This window comes from Bacillus sp. JJ1532, assembly GCF_036965085.1.
GTDB lineage: Bacteria > Bacillota > Bacilli > Bacillales > Cytobacillaceae > Cytobacillus.
On record NZ_JBALOW010000129.1, the window covers coordinates 1 to 20734 of the forward strand.

Annotated in this window: 22 protein-coding genes and 1 pseudogene; 5 read left to right on the forward strand and 18 right to left on the reverse strand. The window is 36.3% G+C overall.

What is annotated here, in order from left to right; genetic code table 11:
- Nucleotides 1-9: 9 nt before the first annotated feature.
- The 3 genes from V7122_RS24935 to ycaC form a co-directional block, all read right to left on the reverse strand.
- Nucleotides 10-642 (reverse strand): FMN-dependent NADH-azoreductase, encoded by a 633-nt coding sequence (locus V7122_RS24935; RefSeq protein ID WP_335346806.1) that lies wholly within the window; start codon nucleotides 640-642, stop codon nucleotides 10-12.
- A gap of 159 nt (nucleotides 643-801) precedes the next feature.
- Complete coding sequence (locus tag V7122_RS24940) at nucleotides 802-1245, reverse strand: MarR family winged helix-turn-helix transcriptional regulator (RefSeq protein WP_335346805.1); 444 nt, start codon at nucleotides 1243-1245, stop codon at nucleotides 802-804.
- A 139-nt stretch (nucleotides 1246-1384) separates the two neighbouring features.
- Entirely contained in the window at nucleotides 1385-2023 is a 639-nt protein-coding gene (gene ycaC, locus V7122_RS24945) for an isochorismate family cysteine hydrolase YcaC (RefSeq protein WP_335488797.1), read from the reverse strand.
- Nucleotides 2024-2158: 135 nt separating this feature from the next.
- Here ycaC and V7122_RS24950 point away from each other — a divergent pair, with 135 nt between their 5' ends.
- The gene (locus V7122_RS24950) at nucleotides 2159-3418 is read left to right on the forward strand and encodes a glycosyl hydrolase family 18 protein (RefSeq protein WP_335529866.1); all 1260 of its coding nucleotides are present in this window, start codon (nucleotides 2159-2161) and stop codon (nucleotides 3416-3418) included.
- 68 nt (nucleotides 3419-3486) lie between these two features.
- Here V7122_RS24950 and V7122_RS24955 read toward each other — a convergent pair whose 3' ends face one another.
- From V7122_RS24955 to V7122_RS24975, 5 genes are all read right to left on the reverse strand, one after another.
- On the reverse strand, nucleotides 3487-4107 hold the full coding sequence (locus V7122_RS24955; protein ID WP_335529869.1) for a nitroreductase family protein: 621 nt from the start codon (nucleotides 4105-4107) through the stop codon (nucleotides 3487-3489).
- A gap of 168 nt (nucleotides 4108-4275) precedes the next feature.
- Nucleotides 4276-4896, reverse strand: coding sequence for a sporulation-specific diadenylate cyclase CdaS (cdaS, locus tag V7122_RS24960; protein ID WP_335354502.1), 621 nt, complete (start codon nucleotides 4894-4896; stop codon nucleotides 4276-4278).
- A 239-nt stretch (nucleotides 4897-5135) separates the two neighbouring features.
- A complete protein-coding gene (locus V7122_RS24965; RefSeq protein ID WP_335529872.1) occupies nucleotides 5136-5273 on the reverse strand; it encodes a BA3454 family stress response protein in 138 nt (45 codons plus the stop codon).
- 82 nt (nucleotides 5274-5355) lie between these two features.
- Nucleotides 5356-5913, reverse strand: coding sequence for a L,D-transpeptidase (locus V7122_RS24970; protein WP_335529875.1), 558 nt, complete (start codon nucleotides 5911-5913; stop codon nucleotides 5356-5358).
- 93 nt (nucleotides 5914-6006) lie between these two features.
- Nucleotides 6007-6696, reverse strand: a complete 690-nt coding sequence (locus V7122_RS24975; RefSeq protein ID WP_335529878.1) for a cell wall hydrolase — start codon at nucleotides 6694-6696, stop codon at nucleotides 6007-6009.
- A gap of 490 nt (nucleotides 6697-7186) precedes the next feature.
- Here V7122_RS24975 and V7122_RS24980 point away from each other — a divergent pair, with 490 nt between their 5' ends.
- Nucleotides 7187-8446, forward strand: a complete 1260-nt coding sequence (locus V7122_RS24980; protein ID WP_335529881.1) for a hypothetical protein — start codon at nucleotides 7187-7189, stop codon at nucleotides 8444-8446.
- Between the two features lie 151 nt (nucleotides 8447-8597).
- Here V7122_RS24980 and V7122_RS24985 read toward each other — a convergent pair whose 3' ends face one another.
- The 6 genes and pseudogenes from V7122_RS24985 to V7122_RS25010 form a co-directional block, all read right to left on the reverse strand.
- Nucleotides 8598-9143: an NADPH-dependent FMN reductase gene (locus tag V7122_RS24985; RefSeq protein ID WP_335529884.1), complete on the reverse strand. Its 546-nt coding sequence runs from the start codon at nucleotides 9141-9143 to the stop codon at nucleotides 8598-8600.
- Between the two features lie 156 nt (nucleotides 9144-9299).
- Nucleotides 9300-10142 carry a pirin family protein gene (locus tag V7122_RS24990; RefSeq protein ID WP_335529886.1) on the reverse strand — a complete coding sequence of 281 codons (843 nt, stop codon included), beginning with the start codon at nucleotides 10140-10142 and terminating at the stop codon, nucleotides 9300-9302.
- A 277-nt stretch (nucleotides 10143-10419) separates the two neighbouring features.
- Nucleotides 10420-11868 carry a GMC family oxidoreductase gene (locus tag V7122_RS24995; protein WP_335346795.1) on the reverse strand — a complete coding sequence of 483 codons (1449 nt, stop codon included), beginning with the start codon at nucleotides 11866-11868 and terminating at the stop codon, nucleotides 10420-10422.
- Between the two features lie 258 nt (nucleotides 11869-12126).
- Nucleotides 12127-12692, reverse strand: a pseudogene (locus tag V7122_RS25000) (NADPH-dependent FMN reductase).
- Nucleotides 12693-12704: 12 nt separating this feature from the next.
- Nucleotides 12705-13763, reverse strand: coding sequence for an LLM class flavin-dependent oxidoreductase (locus V7122_RS25005; protein ID WP_335529889.1), 1059 nt, complete (start codon nucleotides 13761-13763; stop codon nucleotides 12705-12707).
- A 14-nt stretch (nucleotides 13764-13777) separates the two neighbouring features.
- A complete protein-coding gene (locus tag V7122_RS25010; RefSeq protein ID WP_335529891.1) occupies nucleotides 13778-14719 on the reverse strand; it encodes a ring-cleaving dioxygenase in 942 nt (313 codons plus the stop codon).
- A 333-nt stretch (nucleotides 14720-15052) separates the two neighbouring features.
- Here V7122_RS25010 and V7122_RS25015 point away from each other — a divergent pair, with 333 nt between their 5' ends.
- From V7122_RS25015 to V7122_RS25025, 3 genes are all read left to right on the forward strand, one after another.
- On the forward strand, nucleotides 15053-15391 hold the full coding sequence (locus tag V7122_RS25015; RefSeq protein WP_335529892.1) for a 2Fe-2S iron-sulfur cluster-binding protein: 339 nt from the start codon (nucleotides 15053-15055) through the stop codon (nucleotides 15389-15391).
- 281 nt (nucleotides 15392-15672) lie between these two features.
- The gene (locus V7122_RS25020; RefSeq protein ID WP_335347596.1) at nucleotides 15673-15990 is read left to right on the forward strand and encodes a winged helix-turn-helix transcriptional regulator; all 318 of its coding nucleotides are present in this window, start codon (nucleotides 15673-15675) and stop codon (nucleotides 15988-15990) included.
- A 196-nt stretch (nucleotides 15991-16186) separates the two neighbouring features.
- Nucleotides 16187-16822: an FMN-dependent NADH-azoreductase gene (locus V7122_RS25025; protein ID WP_335490385.1), complete on the forward strand. Its 636-nt coding sequence runs from the start codon at nucleotides 16187-16189 to the stop codon at nucleotides 16820-16822.
- Between the two features lie 113 nt (nucleotides 16823-16935).
- Here the strand turns inward: V7122_RS25025 and spxA are convergent, their stop codons facing one another.
- From spxA to allC, 4 genes are all read right to left on the reverse strand, one after another.
- Nucleotides 16936-17331 carry a transcriptional regulator SpxA gene (gene spxA, locus V7122_RS25030; protein ID WP_335490388.1) on the reverse strand — a complete coding sequence of 132 codons (396 nt, stop codon included), beginning with the start codon at nucleotides 17329-17331 and terminating at the stop codon, nucleotides 16936-16938.
- A 189-nt stretch (nucleotides 17332-17520) separates the two neighbouring features.
- Entirely contained in the window at nucleotides 17521-18120 is a 600-nt protein-coding gene (locus tag V7122_RS25035; protein ID WP_335529901.1) for a nitroreductase family protein, read from the reverse strand.
- A gap of 123 nt (nucleotides 18121-18243) precedes the next feature.
- The gene (gene allD, locus V7122_RS25040; RefSeq protein WP_335529895.1) at nucleotides 18244-19293 is read right to left on the reverse strand and encodes an ureidoglycolate dehydrogenase; all 1050 of its coding nucleotides are present in this window, start codon (nucleotides 19291-19293) and stop codon (nucleotides 18244-18246) included.
- 78 nt (nucleotides 19294-19371) lie between these two features.
- Nucleotides 19372-20604 (reverse strand): allantoate deiminase, encoded by a 1233-nt coding sequence (gene allC / locus V7122_RS25045; RefSeq protein WP_335529898.1) that lies wholly within the window; start codon nucleotides 20602-20604, stop codon nucleotides 19372-19374.
- Between the last annotated feature and the right edge of the window lie 130 nt (nucleotides 20605-20734).

The following is a 20734-nucleotide window of genomic DNA, read 5'->3' on the forward strand; positions in this document are numbered from 1 at the left end:
ATTTAATAATTATACTGTAACAGCTGATAAACCTTTTGCTACATTTTCTACTTTTGCTAAACCTTCAGCAATAATCGTTTCGGCTTGAGCTGGCATAGCAGCGTGTCCTTCAATTATCACTTCATCAACAAGCTTCATACCAAATACTCCGCCGCATACATTTTTAATATAAGTAGCAGCCATCTCCATTGGTGCTGCTTCTGGTGATGAGTAAATGCCTCCGCGAGCACTTAGAACAACGAATTTTTTGTCAGTTAATAATTGTACCGCATTGCCATTTTCATCATATTTGAAAGAAAATCCAGCTTGGTAAATATAGTCGATGAAAGATTGTAATTTAGCTGGGATTGTTAAGTTCCATAATGGGAACGCGAATACAACTACATCTGCAGCTGTTACTGCATCCATTGCTTTTTGTTTAGCAGCCAAAATACGCTTTTCCACGTCTGTCATTTCTTCGCCAGACGCTACTTTACCGAAAGCGCTGAATAAATCTTGACCAAGGTAAGGCATATCTTCTGCAAATACATCGTAAGTAGTTACGTTTACACCTTCAATGTTATTCATGAAAGCTTCATACATTTTAGTTGATACTGCTTCAGATGCTGGGCGGTTGTTTGCTTTTACTACTAGAATATTCATTATGTTTTAAGTCTCCTTTAGATGTCTTTGATTTAATTATCTCGAATTAATAATATATCAAATTAGAACTTAAGTCAATCGAAAATTTGAAACTAATTATAACCAAAATTAGGCACTGGTTTTTCAACTTGATTAGTCAAGCGATAATGCAAAAAAAAATTACAAAGGCGGTAATTCTTTTTTTTGGCTATGTTTATGGATACGAGTCATCAGAGTGTACAATGTTTTCGTTTCTTCCTCGTTTAAAACCTCATCAAAAAATGACGATTGAAACGCGAGTTGAGCTGGCATCGCCTCATCTAAAATCGCTTCACCCTTTTCAGTGAGACTGATCGTTTTTGTTTTCCAATCTTGCTTGCGCACTATATAACCTTCTTTTTCAAGCCGTACAAGCATTCGGGAAATACCACCTTGCGTAACTGTTACTTTATCAGCTAGCTCCATTTGCGTTAGCGGCTGATAAACTTGTATTTGCACGAGCACATCAAATTGTGCTGTTGTAATATCAAAACGCTTTAAAAAATCATTCGAAAGCTGGTTACTGCGGTTCGTAAAACGCATTAAGCGTAACCATATTAAAGACCCCATCGTATTATTACGCAACTCGTTTCCCCTCCCTAACATTAACCTAATTATCACTTTACCACTCAACTGAATAGAAATCAAGTTAAACCTCTCATAATCAAAAACGCAGCAAATTTGCTGCGTTTTTGATCCGATAAGTTAATCACTGTTAATTTAGTTATTGATTGCCTAGGTCGCGCTGAGCCCCCGTATAACTCCCGATTACATTTTGATAACCCGGAAGATGGCCTGCAAGCAGGGCGCCAAATCCTTCTTTGTCGTTGCGCCAATCGCGTTGCAATTCGCTTGCCACACTAAACCAATTCATGAGCTGTACTCCTGCATTAGCCATACGCATTAATGCGGCGTTCGCCACCTGCTTGTTGAAAGTTCCGGAAGCATCGGCGACAGCAAATACTTCATAACCTGCCTTCACTGCGGAAAGTGCCGGAAAAGCAACGCAGACATCGGTCACCACACCGGCTATAATCAGTTGTTTCTTGCCAGTTTCCTCAATCGCCTTGACGAAATCCTCGTTGTCCCAGGCGTTGATTTGACCTGGTCGAGAGATCTTTGGCGCATTTGGAAAGAGATCGACGAGTTCTTGCATAAGCGGTCCATTGGGACCATTCTCAAAGCTTGTGGTCATGATGACGGGCAGATTAAAAAATTTAGCAGTATTGGCCAAAGCCAAAACATTATTCTTGAATTCGTCTACACCGTAGTCACGGACAAGGCCGGAAATGAGTCCGGTCTGATGGTCCACTAGAAGAAGCGCAGCTTCATCCTTGGAAAGACGTGAATAGAGATCAGACAATTTGTATTCCTCCAAAATTTATGTATTATACACGATTCCCTTTTTGTATTTCCTTCACTTTAATTTATTTCCAACATTCAATAAAAACAATTACATATATTTAAACTAATACTTATTTTCGAAAAGAGGATTGCCATGTTTATTTATGTCGTTAAAGAGAGTGATTCTGTGTTTTCGATTGCAACTAAATACCAAGTCTCTATGGATAGTATACGCAACATAAACAGATTAAAAACAGATAGATTAGTACCAGGTCAAGATTTGCTAATTCCGACAAATATATATATTGTTCAGCCCGGGGATTCACTTTATTCCATTTCTCACATGAGTTTAATTTCAATAGAAACTATTCGTTTATATAACGGGTTGCACTCCGATATATTAATGGTTGGAATGAGGTTATATTTGCCCCCTAGACTTAAGTATGAAGCTGAAGGTTTTAGTTATATAACACCTTCTACACCTGAAAAGAATCAAGTAATCGTCCAAACCTTCGCACCGATTAATACTTTTTTTGGAATTTTTGAATACCATGTTCTTGAAGATGGAAGTTTGAGCACTTTAGATGATCAACAACTTATTCGAATTGTGAAAGAGAATAAGGTTGCACCCCTTGCCGTTATCACGAATTTGACCCCGACAGGATTTAGTCCCGAATTAACGAGAAAAGTATTAAATACTCCTGAAATTAGAGAAAGATTAATTAATAATATCTACAACCTTGTCAAAACAAAAGGCTATGCAGGTGTAAATATTGATTTTGAACGGATTCGCGAAAGTGAAAGGGATTTGTATAGTGGCTTCTTACGTTCTCTAAGTAATCGATTGAGGCCTGAAGGACATTATACATCCGTAGCGGTACCGGCTAAAACAAGTGACGAAATTTCTTGGTTAAAAGGTTATGATTACGGAGGAATTGGAGCAGCTGTTGATTTTGTCTTTATTATGGCTTATGACTGGCACGAAACAAGCAGTCCACCTGGTCCTACTGCTCCCATTGGGGAAGTGAGAAAAACAATCGAGTATGCTCTTAATCACATGAGAGGAAATAAAATTATCCTTGGTGTTCCACGCTATGGTTATAATTGGACAATGGCAAATGGAACAGTAGAAAGTGCCCGTGCCGTATCTGTCTCTACTGCAGTAGAAACAGCTATGAAATATCAAGTGCCAATCCAATATTCATCAGAATATCAGCAGCCTTTCTATCAGTATCGAGACGAAACGGGAAAGCGACATATTGTATGGTTCGAAGATTCAAGAGCCCGAGCTCAAAAACTTCAGCTAATGGTTAATTATCGTCTAAGAGGGATTGGGGCCTGGCAATTGGGATTACATTTTCCCCAATCAGGTTTCCTAGTAAGGGAATTTATGATTCCAAAAAAGATTATTTAATAACAAAAAACTGGTTTCCTATAGATAAATGGGAAACCAGTTTTTTAAATAACTTTTTGCATGATCATTTAAATATATGTAACAAATTCGTCTACTGGTTTACGGTACCCTCTTGGTTTTCTGCTCTGTACTTTTTCCTTTCCAAGGGCAATCATTAATACTGGTTCATATTGATCAGATATGGATAATAATTTTTTCAATTGTTCTGGGTCAAACCCAATCATCGGACAAGTGTCCCAGCCTTTGCTTTTAGCAGCAAGCATGAATAACATCGCTGACAGTGAAGCATTACGAATGGCTTCATCACGCTGGAATACTTCTCCTCTCTGATCATATAAAGACGTTACATCTTGTATTTCATTGTCATACTCTTGTTTGCTTAATACTCCTAAAGCAAGTAGTCCTTCATTGATTTGCCCCACATCTTGATAAGCCTTCTTATTACCTAGAACAATAATTACTGCTGAAGCAGTTCCAACTTTATGTTGATTATTTGCTGCCTTTTTTACGCCTAACTTCAACTCTGGATCCATTACTACTAGATAATTTGTATGCTGGAGATTAAATGCAGACGGTCCCATTTTTACAAGTTCAAAAATTTCATCCAATTCTTTTTTTGAAATTGGATTATTTTCCAAAAAATTACTTGCTGATCGTCTTACTCTAACTACCTGTTCAAATGTTTCCATGTTAATACACCTCAACCGAATTTTTTCAGGCATCACACTTTCAGTTTACTAGGCAATTGATAAAAGCGCAAACATTTTGTTTTTAATTCGAGATATTTAATTTAAGGGTTTAATTAAATTAAAAACCTAGGCTTCTCCGTTTGACTTGGAAAAACCTAGGTTATAACTTCAAATTATTTCTCCTGTAGTGATTGGGTGCAAGCTTCCATTAAAAGCAAATGAAATTCTACCCGTCTCCTCAGATACAACAAGCACAAGAGCGTCACTTTTTTCGGATAAACCTAGTGCAGAGCGATGACGTGTACCTAGTTTTTTATCACCCGTATATTTGTCTGAAAGCGGGAGGACATTAGCTGCGGAGACGATATGATTTTGACTTACCAACACAGCCCCATCATGTAGAGGATTTCCCGGAAAAAAAATTGATTCCAATAAAGTATGGCTCAATTCTGCGCCTATTGAGATACCAGGATGAATCAAAGATTCAAGAGAATCCTCTCGTTTAATAACAATTAATCCTCCATGTCTCCGATCAGACATATTTTGTACACAGATTGATAATTCCGGATATTTATCCGTAAACGGAGATAAATAACAGTTTAAATAAAAAGTAGCTGCTTTCATTTCAATATGTACAAATTGATTTTTTATTTTTTCAAAATTTCCAAGAAGGCAATAATTTTCATTATCCATTGTTTCTAAGCTACTCTGCAGGGCTGAAATAACTTGGACGATATCCTTTTTTAATGATTGTTTCATCGGTGAAAAGTCGCAATTATTCTGATTCATGGAGCCATACCTCCTTTTTGTAATCATTATTTTATATGGATGATGAAATTTACAACTTGTAAAATAATTAAACAAGTTACTCAATTTATAACCAGAGCCTACCATAAGTTTGTCTACATGAGCCTTAATTATTCACTGTTGAAAAAGGAGCCGAAAAAACTCCTTGAAAGATGTAGAGGCTACCCTAAGTAAGTTGTAAACATACTGCTTAGGATAGCCCTTTTTTATTTTTTTATGAGTTACTTATTTCTCAATTGTTTTAATACTTGTTCTTTAGCTATAAGGTTAATTTTGTCACATGTTATTCCTTTATCACCAATAACATTTGTTAAATAATTTTTACCGTTAACATTTACAGTAACAGTTACTTCTATCATAATTTAATCCTCCATTCATTTTCATCAATTAATATATTTTTACAATTATATGTTCTATTTTTTTGCTTTTAAAAAACTGCACTTAGCTTTTGGCAGTAAAAGATCCTTTTTCGAGTAATCTGTTTGCCGCCATTTTTTCAAATGTCTCGTTAGAATCTACTATCCATACTTTCGTATTATTTTTTACCATTCCAAACAGCCATTCGATTTCATTGTTATTCATCCTTATGCAACCTGCTGTAACATACTTTCCGATAGCGTTTTCGTTATTATTTCCATGTATTGCATAGGTATTACCAGGAGTGCCATATACGTTCAAACCAAGCCATCTACGACCTAATGGGTTCTCAGGAGCTCCACCAGGAATATTTTTTTTATAATAAGGTCGGTCAATTATTTTATTCACAATTCTATATTCTCCAATTGGAGTTAAATCTTTTGTTTTCCCAGTTGCGACGGAAAAAATGTATATTTTGTTTTGACTATTAATATAGGCTAATTTATTTATCTTCTTATTAATAATGATGATATCTTCCCCATTTTTTTCAGCAGCATAGGCGGAATTAGGTGTATATGATAAACCAACTACAAAGAAAGTTAAAATTATCAACGGCATCATCATATTTACTACTCTATTCAAATTATTGTCCTTCTCTCTATTATATTTAATTGCAAACCCAACCTAAAAATGCTCAGCTGGGTTTGCACGTCATATCATTGAATGGAAAATTATTTATCTAGTAAATACGTTTTGTCCGTAAGTGATTTTTCCTGTTTCTGATAATGAAATGCTGCTAGTGGCTTTAATATTTAATTTATTTTGAACATAAAGCTCATTTCGGGTAGGATCAATACCTTGAATGGCTTTATAGGCTGCACGATAGTATTTGGCATCAAGTTTTATGTCAGCATATCTTCCATATATTACTGGTCTAAATTGGCTGTCATTTTGAATAACTCCATAGATGGAATTAGGATATTGACTGTGATGCAATCGGTTCAATATTATAGAACCCACTCCAATTTGGGCATTGAATGGTTGATTATAGGCTTGCATATAAATAGCACGTGCTAAAAGGTCAACTTCATATTGGTTATACGTTACACGCATTAATTTCTCGATTGTAGCTCTTCCTAGAATCCCATCGGCATGTAAATGATAATGCCTTTGAAAATTCATAATAGAGTGCTGATCATGAATGTTATAGCCTAATTGTTTGAAACGAAATTCATATTGTTTAATTTGTGAATAGCTATATCTTTCAAGATGTGTATATTTGTGATTATTCACTTTCACTTCTTGGTTTTGTGTATATCTGCTGGGAGCTGCTGCTACTACTCCCGAAATAGTTGTAAATGCTGTTCCTAAAATGGTTGCTGCCGCAGCTCCTGTTAATATTGTTTTTTTCAATGTTTTAATCATAATCTATTCCCCCTGTTGTTTAATATTTAAATATCTTATAGTGATCAGTTCCTAGGAACTGAGCTTAAATAGGCCTGAAAATGAAATTGGTTTCACATCAACTTGTCTTCTTTTTGTTTAAAGGTTACTTTTTATAACCTATGAACACATCATAACTCAAACTCGCAAATATCTCAACTTAAAAAATCTTGAATTAGAGATAAAAATTATCCCACTTTTACCATTTTCTTATTCTTGGCTTCTGTATCAAATTTCTGCAAAAGTAATGATAAACTTCATTCCTTATTCGAAAATTTAATTTGATTTACACCTACAATCTTGGTCTATAACGTTTAGGCGATCCTCAGCAATCGATAACCCAACTATATATCATTATCTGATAAAGTCCGCTGTTTGTATGGAGGAGAGGTTCCTCGGAAAGAATAATTTCAGCAGTAGAGTTTTTTTGGATTCGATCGAAAAGGAGAAGAATTTAAGGGAGAATTTTAAAATGAAAATAACAAAAATAACTACACTTTTAGAATTGATGCAAGCCATTTCAGAAAATACACCACAAGTTTTGGAGATAGAAACATCAATTCTTTCCCCGCATTCCATTACTTTACCTGAAGGCTACAAATTAATAGGAAAAAGTAACGGTTCATGGATGGTGAGCTTTAACAATAGTGATGGTTTTGGTGTGACGCGCAACAATACAATCTCAAACTTAACAGTGATGACAAAACAAGCTAACCGAGCAATATATACGGTTTACGGCATTCCAGATATGGGGAATATTGTCCTTGAAAATTTGAATATTACAGGGCAGGTTTCAATTATTTCTAGGCAAGGAACAGACAAGATAAATCTGATTGCAGATCATATACATATTACTTCTTGCGATTCCAGACATTACAGTGAGCAGCCACAAAAGTATGGCGTTAATGTATACCAAGGGGCACTGACTGTTTATAATTTTAACTCTGACGAAAACAGTAAGATTGATTGCAGATTAACAAATATCTGCATAGGCTTTAAAAATGCTCCGGTTATTGGCTCAGGCATTTTTGTTTGTGGTTTTGGCGATGAAGGTGGCAAAGTTAATTTGGAAACACTAACCACAGGTGCTGTATATTCAAATGGTATGTTACCCTATGGTACAGCAGATATCATTACTGCTGCTGTTTTCATTGTTTATGGTGTTGAGGCAAAAACCGTTAAACATCACGGTGAGCTTGTGACTTATGGTGTTAATGATATGGTCCTGGATACTTGGGGCAAAGTTGAAAAATGGGTTAGTAATTATCCAATCGTATCTTATGGCCCAAGCGGTATTGGATTCGTGAATTTTGGTACAGTAAAAGATTTCTTGGCACAAGATATTATTACATATGGGTTAGGTGCTAGGGGCTTTAACCAATATGACGGTACGGTTGAAAATATTAAGTTTAAATCCATCACTACCTATGGTGATGGCTCAATAGGCGTACAAGTGAGCAAGCCCATTGGAAATATGACTGTGGAAGAAAACGTAACAACATATGGCTCTGTGGGTAATTCCCTAGTCAAAGGCGTAATAACAAAGCTTGCGGCAAATGCAATAAGTATTAAATCAGGAGGCAAAGTTGAAAGTTTGACCATTAATGGAGACATTATTACTTATGGAGACAATGTTACGAATTACGCATTGGAAGGCGGCGAAGTTACGAAGTTCAACGTCAGCGGAGAAATTATAGTTCATGGGGAAAATTCACAAAAATATAAACCGTAACTAAATGGGGTATTAGCATTTCTCAGATATAAACTAAAAATTATCTTATTTTCTGAGTTTTTCCTCCTTACTTCTCTCTCAAATTTCTATAAACATAAAAAAGGTCGATACCCCTTTAACCATAAGACTAACGGGTATAGACCTTACTTTTTTACAATTTATTTTTTCCTATCCAATCAATAAAATTATTCATCGTTCGATCCAAAATTTGAATAGTTGGCTCATGTATCAGCTCTCCCGCTTTATTCATTTTCTCATGTACAAAAGTAATATAAACTTCATTTCCAGGTAAGATAAGGGCAGAAATGCCTGGCGAATTTAGAATTTGACGAAGATGAATCTGAGCACGAACAGTTCCTAGGGCTCCTGTCGTACTGCCGATGATCATAACCGGTTTGTTAACCATAACCGTATCAACTCTAGAAACCCAATCGAGCGCATTTTTTAAGAGTCCTGGGATGGAATGATTATATTCAGGTGTAGAAATTAAAACACCATCACTTTCTGAAATCTTTTGCTTAATTTCCGTTACGATTGAAGAAGAATTAAACTCATCATCCTCACTGTACATTGGTAACTGTTCAATTTTTAAAATTTCAATTTCAATATTCTCTTGAAAACGTTCTTGAATAAAAGCAGTCAGCTTTCTGTTGTAAGATCCTTTACGATTACTGCCAATAATTGCAGCGATTTTCATGAAAGTTTTCCTCCTGGTATAAATCCTGATTCAAAATCATATTTATACTCAATTTTCCCTCTTTGTTCATCTTATATGCTATCTCGACATATACTTTCCATATTAAAAAAGCCCAACTGAGGAATGTTCAGTTAGGCTAGATCGTCACATATTTTTTTATTCGAATTTCCCTTCTCTGAAATCCTTGTATGCTTGTACAATCTCTTCTTCCGAATTCATCACAAATGGACCACGAGCGACAACATTTTCTCTAATGGGTCGGCCAGCATATAATAACACGTGTAATTTTTCTTTAGATTGAATCTTCACTTCACTCTTTTCGGCATCCATGCCACGTTCCAACCAAAGAACTTGACCTTTCTCGCCATCCGTATTTTTACTACCAAAAGTACCTTTTCCTTCTATTATATATAGAAATCCATTATAGCCACCAGGAAGATCCTGGATGACAGTTTTATTCGGTTCAAGTATAATCTCTACCATTGTAACAGGTACGTGATTTTTCGTGCCGGCCTTAACACCCATTGATGAGCCTGAAAAGACACGGATGACTGCGCCATCTTCAAAACGAACTGGCATATCCTGTGCACGCATATTCTGATAACGAGGTTCTGTCATTTTTTTATCACTAGGCAGATTCACCCACAACTGCAGGGAATGAACGGTTTCTCCCAAAGCAGGGTCCTCTGTATGAATGATCCCTTTACCAGCTGTCATCCATTGAACATCTCCGGGTAATAATTCCCCTCCGCCTGTTTTGTTATCCAAGTGTTCAAGCTTTCCATCAATCACATATGTTACAGTTTCTATTCCACGATGCGGGTGCATTCCGAATGTCCCCCGCTGGAAAAAATCTTCCGCCATCAATAGAAATGGATCATATTCTTCCCAATTACCCGGTTCTAAAACGAATCCAACTTTATGAGTTGGCGAATTTTCCTGAAAAGAGACATTTTTTACACTTCTAATTCCTCTGGACCAGACATTTTGGCTACTCATTTTATTATCCACCCCTTTAATTAATTTACATTTTTCTATGACACTAATTAAAAGCTAATATCTTTAAATTAAATATCTTTAATGTGAGATAATTTTACGTTTTATCTTTGTCTGTGTCAATCAATTAGAAAAATTAAAAACCAACTTTTCTCTAGTAAAAGTTGGTTTTAACCTACTAACTTTTATTTTGATTTTAGGATAATCACCTATTATTTGACATTGAAAGATACGAAAGAACATTTGCAATCGAGAAAGCTATCAATTTATTAATACGATGTTACTGTGACTGTCGAACGATATGATCTGCCAGTCTAATGGCCAAAGCAACATTTGAAAGTACAGGTCCAGCCGCAGTTAATGAAGGAAGCACACTATTATCAGCTACAAATAGCCCTTGAACCCCATGTACTTGACCTTGACGGTTAGTCGCTGATGTCGAAGGATCATCTCCCATTCTGCTTGTACTCGCCTCATGCATATCTGCCCCTGGCGGCCTCAGCGCCAAAGAAGATTCATCCAGAGTCACGCCCATAGCAGCTGCAGATTGTCTAATGCCTTGGGCAACCTGGTTTGCTACTTGACGGTCTTTGTTGCTTAAAGAGTATTGGACTTGCTGTAACGGTACACCGAACTCATCCTTCTCAGCCGTAAGGTACACTCTGTTCTCAGCTCGAGGCTCCACCCTTCCAAAGGATGCGTAGACAACCATAAGCTGATCCTTTAATGCTTTGTCTTCAAACTGCTGATATGAAAAGTATTGGTCTGGCCCAAGAATCTGAATTTGATATGGAGACTCATTTGTCTCAAATTTCAATACAGCGAGATTGCCCAGTTTGTCAGAGAACTGTCTTCGATCGATTGTTCCAATTCCAATAATGGATACATGCCCTGTTAAATAACGCCCAATTGCAGGCCCTTGGATTCCAGAATTAAGCAATAGACGCGGAGTTTCTAACGTACTAGCCGATACTACGACATTTTTGGCGCGAAGTATATGAGACCTCTTGTCTTCAGAAAATACTTCGACACCCGACACTCTTCCACTTTCAGCAATAATTCTAGAAGCATAAGCGTTAACTGCAAGGTCATATGGCCGATCAAACAAGGCAGCAGCTAAAGCATTGATCGAACTAAACCATGGATTTGAGTGGACTTCACCTTGCCGGGATGGAGTCATATCAAAAGCTAAAGGCATGTCATCAGCTTCCAAAATCCCGTTTGCATGGAGTCGCTTTAACATAACATTTTGCATCGATGAGCCCTTAGCATAATCTCTTGTAACATGTAATAATTTTTCGGCCATCCCATAATATACATTTATTTCACGGGGATGAATTGGCCATTTATTAAGCTCAGACCGAATAGGGCGCGGAGTGGCTGCATTCCAGAACAATGACCTGCCTCCAAGTGCATATACCATTGTAGCTCCTGAAAATTGTGGTAACCGTTTACCTAAAGCTGTTGAATTATCAGGAAGAAGGACATCTCGGGCTGTATTCACATTCTGCGTAGGAATATTAAGGGAATGGGAATGAAATAACTTATCACCCTTTTCAATTATTCCAATCTTTTTGGCTCCTTGATTCTTCCACAACTCACAAAGTCTTTGTAAAGTTGCCCCTCCCCCGGGACCTGAACCGACAATCAGGACGTCGTAATTGGTCTTGGACATCTCTTCAAGTGTTTTAATAGGAATCCAATTATTCTTATATTTCACAACCATCATAATCACCCGCCCTAACACATATTTATTTTCAATTCAATTTATGCCACATGGCTTTTCCAATATGTCAAGTTAGGGTTATTAATAGCTTAAATCTAAAAGAAGCTGACCATAAAAAGTCTTGTTAAAAACCTTTCAAGTCAGCCAGCGGTCAAAACCTTTTCAGTATCAATATTTTTCCTAATTCATTCATCATACCTTTGAATCATATTGTCGCTAAGGGTGTATAATTCGCTAGCAAGTATTGATATTATAATTCTATTAAAAATCGTATTCTGCTTCTTTAGCTTTGCGGATTTTCGCATATGTTTCCGTTAGTACTACTGTATCTTCGACTAAACGCTCGATACGGAACAGCACATCATCATTTGTAATTTCTTTTCGAAGGAAATCTTTTTCTTCAATAAATACGTAAGTCTGTACGATTTGAGCCTTCATATAAGCCAAGACTGGTTTTAATTGTTGTTCTGCCATTAAGTAATGCTTTGGAGTGCCAGCTGTCACAGCATACTGACAACTTTGTCGCGAAATGCGTTTACTGGCAGTAAATCAAATATATTTTTTAATGTAGCTGGGATGGATGCTTGGAACACTGGTGTGCCTATAATAATGGCATCTGCCTCCATTATTTTTTCGGCTACATATTTTGTATCGCCTGCATAATCCCAATAATTACGTCCATCACTGAACTGAACTTCAAATTCTGCTAAATCAATAAGCGTAATTTCTGCGTCTGGATATTTTTCACTTGCAGATTTTAATGTGTAGTTCATCGCTGTTCTTGTTTTAGAACCTACCTTTGAACCAGATAAGCCGACTATTTTCATTTTACTTGCCCCCTATTTTTTAACTGTAAATTTTCTTACTGCAGGCAAAATTTCTGTTGCTATCAATTCGATGTTTTTCAATATTTTATCGAATGGCACACCACCAAAATCAATTTGTGCCATGAATCTCTGTTGTCCGTATAATTCATATTGATAGTGCATTTTTTCAATAATTTGCTGTGGGCTGCCAATCATTAATGCATCACGATAGTCAACTGCCTGAGCGAATTGTTGCTTCGGATAACCGCCGCCTCTTAATGCCTGCATCCCTGTATTCACATGTGGATAGTACTCACGAAGTGCATCCTGTGAATTTTCTGCCGTGTAAAATAAGCTCGTTGTAGCAATAGGCAACTCGCTTGAGTCAAATCCATTTTGTGCTGCAGCTTCACGATAAGCATCTACAGATATTTTAAAATTTTTCGCTGGGCCCCCAAGTGTTGTTAGCATCATTGGTACTCCTGCATTGCCTGCTTTAATGGCACTCGCAGGCGGACCGCCAACAGCACGCCAAATCGGCATATGGCCATTTAGAGGCTGAGGAAGAATATAGGCATTTTCCAGTGGTGCACGGAATTGCCCTTCCCACGTCACTCTTTCCTCATTATTTATCTTCAACAGCAGCTCTAATTTTTCTTCAAATAATTCTTCATAATCACGGACATCATATCCAAGCAAACTATATGCACCAATTCTTGATCCCCGACCAGCGACAATTTCAGCCCGGCCATTTGAGATTAAATCGAGTGTTGCAAAATCCTCATATACACGAACGGGGTCTGATACACTTAACACCGTTGACGAGCTCGCAATTTTTATATTTTTTGTCGCTTGTGCAATAGCACCTAAAATGACTGTATGTGCTTGCGTTGTAAAATGCGTTTGATGACTTTCACCAACAGCAAAAACATCTAGTCCCGCTTCATCTGCTAGCTTACTTGCTTCAATTAATTCGCGAATGCGTTGCTCAGCGCTAATGCGACTTCCTGTATATGGGTTTAGTAAATGATCACCAATTGAATATAATCCAAATTCTAGTCCTTTGTTTAAATCGATACGATATTTTTCCATTTTCTTATCTCCCCTTAATCAAGCGGCTTTAATTTGGCTTCAATTTCTGCACGTTTCTCTTCTAAAAATGGCGGTAAATCTAAATTCTTTCCTAAATCTTCAATTGAAGAATCTGTTGTAAATCCAGGTCCATCTGTTGCAATTTCGAATAAAATCCCATTAGAATCACGGAAATATAAGCTTTGAAAGTAAAAACGATCAACAATGCCTGATGAATAGAATCCACGTTTTTTCACTTCTTCATTCCAAAACAGGAGTTCTTCCTCGTTTTTTACACGAATGGCTAAATGATGAATACTCCCACGCCCTGGCTTTTCACTTGGCCCCTCTTGCTGCTTTACAACAATTTCACCGAATGCTTGACCGGCAACAGACTGAAAGGTTGCTTCATCTTCTGTGCGCACCACATCAATATAACCAAACATTTCTGTTAAAGTTTTAGCTGTTCGTTCCAAGTAGCGCACTGTAATTTCCACAGTTCCCATTCCTAAAATACGATGCTCAGGCTCTACAGATGAATCTTCCCAAGCCATCCAGTAATCTGGTATCTCTTCTCCATTATTATTTAATAAAACAAGTAGCAACCCTTCTGAATCTTCAAATGGAAGTGCTGCTCTACCTGCATAGGTTGTGATTTCACTGTGCTTAACTTCAAATTGCTCAAAGCGTTTTTTCCAATATTTAAGACTTTCCAATGATGGTACGAGTAAGCCGATTTGAGTAATAGCATTTGTTCCGCGATGTGTTCTTCCCGCTAACGGCATTTCAAAAAAGGATAGTTCTGTACCTGCACTTCCGGTTAAATCTCCGTAAAATAAGTGATACATGGAAGGATCATCTTGGTTAACGGTCTTTTTCACGCGCCGAAGACCTAACACGTTTTGATAAAAATGATTATTTAATTGAGCGTTCTTAGTGATCATTGAAATATGATGATGCCCAGGAATTTTATACATCGTACTTCCTCCTTAAGTTTAACTTGATTAATCAAGTGACTTTTTAAAAAAATTTGTTGTAAATTATTTACTATGCTTAGTCATTAGTTTGTACTACTTTTATAATGCTAACCTTTAATATCACTTTACCACTCAATTGATGTGAAAGCAAGAATTAAATCTCGAATTCGAGATTTATAATTATCAATTAATCCTTTAAGTTCTAAGTAAGAGGAAATGGTTGTATTATTAGCGAAAAAAATCATTTTATGTCTTAATGTCGCTAAGTATGAGAATAACTAATTATGAAGAAAAAATATTTTGATCAATCATTTTTTGTGAGGTGGAATTAATATGCCCTATATTACTGTAATCGGTCAAGGTACTTTTGAAGTAGAACCGGGAAAAAAGTTAGTATTAGCATTAGAAGATCATGGTGTAAATATTCTCCATCGCTGTGGCGGAAAAGCAAAATGTACAACTTGTAGAGTAGAAGTTTTGGCAGGTGATTTTCTTGAAGTAACTAGCAATGAAAAAAATGCATTTGTGGCTAAAGGATTGAATGATGATCAATTATTTGATGATTGTCTTCGTTTATCTTGTCAAATTAATGTGATTAAAGATATTACTGTTCGTCCAATTATGACAGTAGAAAACTCTGGTCTTGCTGCCGGTCCAAGACCATCTGATTAAATTTGCTTGCAGTTCATTTTACATACCAATTATTGGATGAAAACCTAACAGTCAAGCATATAAAATTCCGGTTTAACCCGTCTAATTTATCGGTTACTTTTTATAATTAGTATATTTGTTATTCTCGTGTTTTGGTACTTATAATAGCTTTCAAGTTATTGCTATCATTAATCATTTTATAGTTAACAAACAATTTTTATCTTCATTAGTAAAGCAGTTTAGGTTACAATAAATATACAGGATTTTCATTATACAAAGTGATAATAAGGAGATGTAGGGAGATGAGCGAGCCGCAAGATCTTTGCCCTAAGGTAGAAAAATCCTTTGAACTAATCGGAAAAAGATGGACTGGGTTAATTATATATGTGTTAATTGGTGGACCCAAACGTTTTAGTGAAATTCATGCAACAATTCCAGATTTAAGTAAACGAGTGCTCACGGAAAGAATGAAAGAACTGGAGGAACACGGAATAGTTGTACGTCATGTCATACCTGAACGCCCTATTCGGACAGAGTATTTGCTCACAAAAAAAGGAACTGAATTAGGAAAAATTCTTGGGCCAATCAGTGGTTGGGCTGAAGATTGGATTAAGGATTAATGTAGACGAGTGAATAGTTCAACTTTTGCATCACTATAGCTCCATTAGAAAGAAGTATCAACTCGTGATTTTTCATTAGAGATAAACGATATCATCATTGAATAAACAACAATAATCAAGAATACAGTTGCTTGATTATCATTCAGCACAGAAGCAGAGAGTATTCTTGATTTTAGAAAGGCAGGAAAAGATACACATGTCAAATGTTCTTTATATTACAGCGAATCCGCATGATGAAACTGGATCTTATAGTATGGAAGTAGGAGAAGCATTTATCAAATCATATAGAGATTTACATCCTAATGATGAAATAGTTCATCTTGACTTATACAAGGCTAATATTCCATATCTTGATGCCGATGTGTTTAGTGGTTGGGAAAAACTTCGGACAGGTATTTCATTTGATCAGTTATTACCAAGCGAAAGATCGAAAGTAGGTCGTTTAGCTGAATTAGGGGGACAATTTTTATTAGCTGATAAATATATATTTGTTACACCAATGTGGAACTTTTCTATACCAGCTATAATGAAAACGTATATTGATGGTGTAGCTGTGTCTGGGAAAACTTTCAAATACTCTAAAGAAAAATCAGTTGGTTTGTTAACAGGTAAAAAGGCAATACACATTCAAGCCCGTGGAGATATTTATTCAGAAGGACCAGATGCTGATATGGAAATGGGTCATCGTTACTTAGAAGTTATGATGAAATTCTTTGAAGTATCTTCTTTTGAAGGTATATTTATAGAAGGGCATAAGAGATTTCCAGAAAAGGCTCAAGAGATTAAAGAAAAAGCTATTGCAAAAGCAATTGAAGCAGCAAAAAGCTTTTAGGTCTATAGTAAAAAAACCTTATAATTATGTATTTGACACTCTTGTCTAAATACATGATTATAAGGAGCATTACTTCCATTACATATTATTTTAATCCCAAATAGTTGTCTATATTAATTGACCATTCTTTGAGCTTCATCATGATGGAGTGTACGAACTTGGCGAGGCAAAAATCTGCGAATTTCTTCTTCATTAAATCCCACTTGTAACCTTTTTTCATCAAGAATTAGTGGTCTTCGTAATAATTTAGGGTGATCTTTGATTGTTTGATATAATTCTGAAAGTGAAAGAGAATCTATATTTATATTCAATTCTTGAAATACAGCTGATCTTTCTGAAATAATTTCATCTGTTCCATCTTCTGTCATACGAAGAATTCCTCTAATCTCATTAATCGTCAACGGTGTAGAAACAATATTTCTTTCCTCATAATCAATTTCATATTTACTAAGCCAAGCTTTTGCTTTGCGACAAGAAGCACAACTTGGTGATGTATATAGCGTAACCATGTTAAAAATCACTCTCCCTAAGCAATGTATCTAAAATCAATTTGTTTACTTTCGGTAAGATCAAAAAGTCTGCAGCCTGATTTTATGCACCATTCCACTAATCGAATTATTAAAATGAAATTATAAATGTTAAAAATACCTCCTCATCAAAATGATAGGGAGGTATTTTTTTATTAATTCCTTTGTGTGTTATTTATAAAATCTAACACGATCTTCAACTGGATGGAATTCTTTTTCGCCTGGTTGAGAAATTGGATTGCCAAATGGCATTTGAGCAATCAACTTCCAATTGCTTGGGATATTCCATTCTTGCTTGACTTCTTCATCAATTAACGGATTATAGTGTTGTAAAGACGCTCCTAATCCTTCAGCTTCTAATGCTGACCAAATCACTAATTGATGCATACCTGATGCTTGATTTGACCAGATCGGGAAATTGTCGGCATATAAAGCAAATTGTTCTTGAAGAGATTTCACAATTGCTTCATCTTCAAAAAATAATACTGTTCCATATCCAGCTTTAAAGGAATCCATTTTTTGCTGAGATCCTTCAAAATTTCCTTCTCCAACCACTTTTCTTAACGTTTCTGTTGTAATGTTCCATAATTTATCATGCGCTTCTCCTGTCAATACAACTAGACGTGCAGTTTGTGAATTGAAAGCAGATGGAGTGTATTTTACGGCAAATTCAACGATTTCTTCAATTCTATCATCAGATACCTTTACTTCTTTATTGATGCTATAGTAAGAACGTCTTTCTTTAATTGCAGTGTAAAAATCTTTTGTCATAACTGTTGTCATACTTATTTTACCTCCATTTAAAAATATCTAAATTAAATCATCTCAGATATATGGGTTTAATAATATCTATTAAAAATTAAAATCTGGTTGCTTAATAGTTAGCCTCAGAAACTATTTTGCAAATGGGTCTTTATTGTCATACTTATTGAAGTGAACAACTTCCGACTCAAGATATCGATATACATCGTCAACAATTTCAATTCCTTCTTTTTCTGATTGTTGTTCGGCAATAACAGAGTTTTGACCAGGATAAAGCACTCGTTCAAAACCAGGTGCTGGTTTAATATTGTTTAAATCGCTCATTGTATTAGAAATGTTTTCTTTAAATTTTGTTAAGTCTGTAAAGTATGCTGGATTGATAACAATATGAAGTTGACCTAAATTACGGCCTTCACTTAAATCATTATACATAGATGAAACTTTATTTCCGAATGGCAAGCCAAGTAAAACACCTGATAAAACGTCCACCATCATCATTAATCCATAGCCTTTCGGACCTGCAATTGGGAGTAAAGCATTGACTTTAAATGGGTCTGTTGTCGACTCACCGTTTTTATCTACCGCCCATGTATTCGGGATGGATTCATTCTTCGAGCGTGCATGAAGAATTTTCCCCCATGCTTGAACTGTCGTTGCCATATCAAAGACGATCATATCGTCATTTTTACCAGGGGCTGCAAACGCAATTGGATTTGTTCCATAGTACGGTTCACTTCCACCAAAAGGCACAACCATTGGATCCGATTGAACAACTGAAATGCCAATTAAGCCTTGTTCAGCAGCCTGTTGTACAAAGTATGAAAGGGCTCCACTGTGACCGATCCTTCTAACGCCGACGACTGCAATCCCAGATTCTTTCGCCATATCGATCGCGTGATCCATCCCTATTTTTGCTGCTACATGTCCAACGCCGTTATCGCCATCAAATATTGCTGAACTAGGTCCTGTTTTTTCAAACGTGAAATTCGGATTTGTGTTAATGCCGCCTTTTGCGATTCTTTCTGCGTAATACTCCACCCGCATTGCTCCGTGGGAATGAATTCCTCGTGCATCTGCATATGCCAATACATCAGCCACTCCTTCCGCATGTTCTTCGGAAAGCCCCGCTTTATTTAATTTCACTGTCATTAATTTTTTTAATGCTTCCTTCGTTGTTTTCATGCCTCTCATCTCCTATTTTAATTAATATAATTGTAAAATTTCACAAAAATTAGTTTACCTTTTTACTAGTAAACATTTTTACTCTTTATACGCTAAAACATATAGTGAATGAATTAACGCTTTAACACCCGTTGCTAACTCTTCTGGGCTTGTATATTCAAAAGGATTATGACTAATACCATTACGGCTTGGCACAAATATCATCGCTGTTGGCACAATTGGGGCAATGATTTGCGAATCATGACCTGCGCCGCTATGCATCATTTTGTAATTCAAACCAGTTTCTTTCGTTTGTTTCTCAATGGCTTCAACGATTTGTTGATCCATAGGAATTGGATCTTCATCCATCCACATATCGATTTTAACCTCTACACCGGACTCACTGGCAATCCTGTTTATGATACTAGTTAATTCGTCAGTGAACTTTACAAGTACTTCTTTTTCTGTATGTCGAACATCCAACGTGAATAATGCTCCCCCTGGTACAACATTCACGATGTTCGGTTTGACTTCGATTTTTCCTACAGTAGCAACGAGTGGATCGCCATACTCTATTGCCTTATTAATCACGTCTTGAATCATTTGGCTGGCTGCAAATACAGCATCCTTACGATATCCCATCGGCGTTGTGCCTGCATGATTCGCTACACCTGTTACGTCAATCGTAAAGCGTCTTTGACCGACAATGCTGTGAACAACCCCAACGCTTTTTCCTTCATTTTCTAATACATTGCCTTGTTCAATATGAATTTCAATAAAACCTTTTAAATCTGTACGGAACGCTTCTGATTCTTCCCTAAAATTAAAACCGGCTTCTCTCATAGCATCTACGAATGGAACACCATTGAAATCTGATATGTTTTCAACATCCTCTTTCTTTGCCATTCCAACAAGGTTTTTTGAACCCCAGAAAGCATAAGGGAAACGGCTTCCTTCTTCTTCAGCAAACGAAACGACTTCAAGATTACGTAAAGGCTGCCCATATGTTTCCTTTAAGTATCGAATAGCTAAGATACCGGCTAAAATTCCGTATGCACCATCTAATTTACCTGCATTTTTAACTGTATCAACATGAGAACCAGTTAAAATTGTTTCATTTTTATACTTACTGCCTTCTAAGTGGCCGAATAAATTTCCAACTTCATCATAAAGAGTAGTCAATCCATCTTCTTGCATTAGCTTGTCTAATGCTTTTTGTGCTTCATTCCACTCTTTCGTATAAAGCAGGCGGGTTACACCACCTTTAGGGTCCTTTCCATATTCCCCCAGCCAATCTACAAGGTGAGCAATTTCTTTTGTTAAGTCTTTCATCTTCATCTATCCTTTCTAAATTTATTAAACTATAATAAAGGTTACATTTTATTTACTTGTTAACTTTATGTAACCATAATACACCCGGACTTAGTATTCGTCAATAATAAGATTTTATTTTCGTAAATAG

What these genes read in the sequence shown, in the direction of transcription:
- V7122_RS24935 (WP_335346806.1), bottom strand. Translation starts at nt 642, where the DNA reads ATGAATATTCTAGTAGTAAAAGCAAACAACCGCCCAGCATCTGAAGCA.
- V7122_RS24950 (WP_335529866.1), top strand. Translation starts at nt 2,159, where the DNA reads ATGTTTATTTATGTCGTTAAAGAGAGTGATTCTGTGTTTTCGATTGCA.
- V7122_RS24955 (WP_335529869.1), bottom strand. Translation starts at nt 4,107, where the DNA reads ATGGAAACATTTGAACAGGTAGTTAGAGTAAGACGATCAGCAAGTAAT.
- cdaS (WP_335354502.1), bottom strand. Translation starts at nt 4,896, where the DNA reads ATGAATCAGAATAATTGCGACTTTTCACCGATGAAACAATCATTAAAA.
- V7122_RS24965 (WP_335529872.1), bottom strand. Translation starts at nt 5,273, where the DNA reads ATGATAGAAGTAACTGTTACTGTAAATGTTAACGGTAAAAATTATTTA.
- V7122_RS24975 (WP_335529878.1), bottom strand. Translation starts at nt 6,696, where the DNA reads ATGATTAAAACATTGAAAAAAACAATATTAACAGGAGCTGCGGCAGCA.
- V7122_RS24980 (WP_335529881.1), top strand. Translation starts at nt 7,187, where the DNA reads ATGAAAATAACAAAAATAACTACACTTTTAGAATTGATGCAAGCCATT.
- V7122_RS24985 (WP_335529884.1), bottom strand. Translation starts at nt 9,143, where the DNA reads ATGAAAATCGCTGCAATTATTGGCAGTAATCGTAAAGGATCTTACAAC.
- V7122_RS24990 (WP_335529886.1), bottom strand. Translation starts at nt 10,142, where the DNA reads ATGAGTAGCCAAAATGTCTGGTCCAGAGGAATTAGAAGTGTAAAAAAT.
- V7122_RS24995 (WP_335346795.1), bottom strand. Translation starts at nt 11,868, where the DNA reads ATGATGGTTGTGAAATATAAGAATAATTGGATTCCTATTAAAACACTT.
- V7122_RS25005 (WP_335529889.1), bottom strand. Translation starts at nt 13,763, where the DNA reads ATGGAAAAATATCGTATCGATTTAAACAAAGGACTAGAATTTGGATTA.
- V7122_RS25010 (WP_335529891.1), bottom strand. Translation starts at nt 14,719, where the DNA reads ATGTATAAAATTCCTGGGCATCATCATATTTCAATGATCACTAAGAAC.
- V7122_RS25015 (WP_335529892.1), top strand. Translation starts at nt 15,053, where the DNA reads ATGCCCTATATTACTGTAATCGGTCAAGGTACTTTTGAAGTAGAACCG.
- V7122_RS25020 (WP_335347596.1), top strand. Translation starts at nt 15,673, where the DNA reads ATGAGCGAGCCGCAAGATCTTTGCCCTAAGGTAGAAAAATCCTTTGAA.
- V7122_RS25025 (WP_335490385.1), top strand. Translation starts at nt 16,187, where the DNA reads ATGTCAAATGTTCTTTATATTACAGCGAATCCGCATGATGAAACTGGA.
- spxA (WP_335490388.1), bottom strand. Translation starts at nt 17,331, where the DNA reads ATGGTTACGCTATATACATCACCAAGTTGTGCTTCTTGTCGCAAAGCA.
- V7122_RS25035 (WP_335529901.1), bottom strand. Translation starts at nt 18,120, where the DNA reads ATGACAAAAGATTTTTACACTGCAATTAAAGAAAGACGTTCTTACTAT.
- allD (WP_335529895.1), bottom strand. Translation starts at nt 19,293, where the DNA reads ATGAAAACAACGAAGGAAGCATTAAAAAAATTAATGACAGTGAAATTA.
- allC (WP_335529898.1), bottom strand. Translation starts at nt 20,604, where the DNA reads ATGAAAGACTTAACAAAAGAAATTGCTCACCTTGTAGATTGGCTGGGG.